This is a genomic window from Herbiconiux sp. FW305-C-125 (assembly GCF_058783455.1).
Genome location: NZ_JBYSYO010000032.1, coordinates 1 through 1,426, shown reverse-complemented (window position 1 = coordinate 1,426; position 1,426 = coordinate 1). Strand labels below are relative to the sequence as shown.

General features: G+C 61.4%; 1 protein-coding gene. It reads left to right on the top strand.

The window, feature by feature from the left end:
• Nucleotides 1–124 precede the first annotated feature (124 nt).
• Nucleotides 125–1,375 carry an IS256 family transposase gene (locus tag AC3WLB_RS24260; protein WP_071044057.1) on the top strand — a complete coding sequence of 417 codons (1,251 nt, stop codon included), beginning with the start codon at nucleotides 125–127 and terminating at the stop codon, nucleotides 1,373–1,375.
• The last annotated feature ends 51 nt before the right edge of the window (nucleotides 1,376–1,426 follow it).

The window sequence follows — 1,426 nt, the reverse complement described above, 5'->3', positions numbered from 1 at the left end:
AGTAGTGCCCCGTAGAGTGGTGTAACGAACCCCGAGTAACAACGGCCCCACTGAAAGAACAGCGTGGCCACCGGGGACACCTTCGAGAAGCCTTCTAACTCTCACTCGAAAGGGCATCACACCGATGACCACTCCTTCTATTGTCGACCCTGCTGCTGTTCTCACCCAAGCCCTGGGCGACGCTTCGCCAGATCTGATGCGCACCCTGCTGCACACCATGATCAACACGCTCCTTTCCGCCGAGGCCGACGCGGTCTGCGGCGCCGAGTACGGCACCCCTTCACCAGACCGCACGAACTCCCGCAACGGGTACCGGGCCCGCGAGCTCGATACCCGCGTCGGCACGATCGATGTGCAGATCCCGAAACTACGGCAGGGCAGCTACTTCCCTGACTGGCTCCTCGAACGACGCAAACGGTCCGAGTCAGCGATGATCACCGTCGTCGCTGACGCCTACCTCGCGGGCGTCTCCACGAGACGCATGGACAAACTCGTGAAAACGCTCGGCATTCACTCACTGTCGAAATCGCAGGTCTCTCGCATGGCCACTGATCTCGACGAACACGTCACCGAGTTCCGCACCCGACCGCTCAGCGATGCCGGCCCGTTCACGTTCGTCGCGTGTGACGCCCTCACCATGAAAGTACGTGAGGGCGGGCGAGTGATCAACACGGTCGTGCTCGTCGCGACCGGCGTCAACGCCGATGGGCATCGTGAAGTGCTCGGCATGCAGGTCGCGACGAGCGAGACCGGGGCGGCGTGGAACATGTTCTTCGCGGACCTCGTCGCGAGAGGACTGACCGGAGTGCAGCTCATCACGTCAGACGCACACGCTGGCCTGGTCGAGGCCATGCGGGCCAACTTTCCCGGCACCAGTTGGCAGCGTTGCCGCACCCACTACGCCGCGAACCTCATGTCGGCCTGCCCGAAGCAGATGTGGCCTGCCGTGAAAGCAATGCTGCATTCCGTCTATGACCAGCCCGACGTTGCAGCTGTCGAGGCACAGTTCGACCGGCTCCTGGACTACGTCGGCGAGAAACTGCCTGGCGTGCACGATCATCTCGATGCTGCCCGTGCCGATATCCTCGCATTCACGGCGTTCCCGAAAGATGTGTGGCAGCAGATCTGGTCGAACAACCCCAACGAACGTCTCAACAAAGAAATCAGACGTCGCACTGACGTTGTCGGTATTTTCCCGAATCGAGACGCGATCACCCGGCTCGTTGGAGCGGTCCTGGCAGAGCAATCTGACGAGTGGGCGGAGGGCCGCCGATACCTCGGACTCGAGGTGTTGGCTCGTTGCAGGGTTCGCCTCATCACGGACAACGTTGCTGAGGAGGTGGCTGTGGAACTACCCCTCACGTTGACTGCGTAGCCAAGCTCATTCTCGAAGAATGTTCGTTACACCACTCCACGGGACTTGACC